This is a genomic window from Rubritalea profundi (assembly GCF_002954445.1).
GTDB lineage: Bacteria > Verrucomicrobiota > Verrucomicrobiia > Verrucomicrobiales > Akkermansiaceae > Rubritalea > Rubritalea profundi.
In genome coordinates, this window is the sequence record NZ_MQWA01000001.1 from 2,337,313 (window position 1) to 2,338,417 (window position 1,105).

Genomic DNA, 1,105 nt, shown 5'->3' on the forward strand with positions numbered 1-1,105 from the left:
CACGTTACTTCACCGATGGTGTTGTTCTAGGTAGCCGCGATTTTGTAGACAAATTTTTCAACAAAATGAAGGAAAAGCAACCAGAGAAGTATGTGAAACGAACGACTGGGGCCAGGAAGCTGCGACAGGTCCGAGAAGCCAAGATGTATTGCCTACGAGACCTAAGGAAGAAGCCTTTAGGCTAATCTAACTGATCGTTACGGAACGAAGCGTCAGACTTTATCGCACGAACTACGGGATAGGTTGACCTACTGTGCATTCAAAGGTGCTGTTCTTTTAAGGGAGTATTAATATTAGGGTAGATAGAGCTTCGTTAATAACTATGGCGATCAAGCATTTTGGCGGAATAGGCCAAGCGATTAAGGCTGCGGGTGATTTGCCGAATACTCCGGCGACGTCTGTAAATGGGGCCAGGCCTCCTATCGGGCCTCCTATCGAGGAAACGGAAAAATTTCGCTTGCAGCATCCAGATATCCGATGCATGAGCATATCAACAGTGCGCGACACGCGATTCCGTTTTCCGGAAGCGAACCAGGTCGCGCCATTTTTTGCCCTGACATCTAAATGGGGCCAGGCCTCCTATGAAACGGTCTTAGTGACTTGAGTTCCTTACCCCTCCCCAAAAAACATTTGTCTCTTTTGATTCCCTAAGTGGTATAAGAGTGGTAAGCATTCTACGATATCTTGTAATGACCTACTATCAGCTAGGGGCAAGTGATCTAATACTTTTTTAAGATAAAAACATGAAACCACTCGAAATCGCAAAAACTGTTCTAGAGGCCAAAGGCGGTTTTCTACACTTTAATGACATTGCGACACTAGCACATGAGATGCAGCTCTGTTCAGAGTATGAACTCAGTGACTTACCTACTCTACTGTCAGGAGCTTTATCTAAGGAAGTGAAGACTAAGAAACCTGTTTTCAGTAGAATCAAGGATGGTAAAGGTGGTTATGAAAAAGGTATTTATAGACTCAAAAAAAGTCAAAGGTTCCCAAAGAGCGGCTGGGGCGAGTCACCACGAGGGACGTAAAAGGGGCAGCTGCCGATGGCACGGACTAAGGACGTGAAGTCCGTAAAAAGGGTCTGACTTCAATGGCACTTAAA

Annotated in this window: 1 protein-coding gene and 1 pseudogene; both read left to right on the forward strand. The window is 45.3% G+C overall.

The features are described 5' to 3' along the window. Nucleotides 1–185 (forward strand): annotated as a pseudogene (locus BSZ32_RS19320) (hypothetical protein); the annotation flags it as partial. Between the two features lie 558 nt (nt 186–743). Next, a complete protein-coding gene (locus BSZ32_RS10155; protein ID WP_105043306.1) occupies nt 744–1,031 on the forward strand; it encodes a hypothetical protein in 288 nt (95 codons plus the stop codon). Nucleotides 1,032–1,105: the final 74 nt, after the last annotated feature.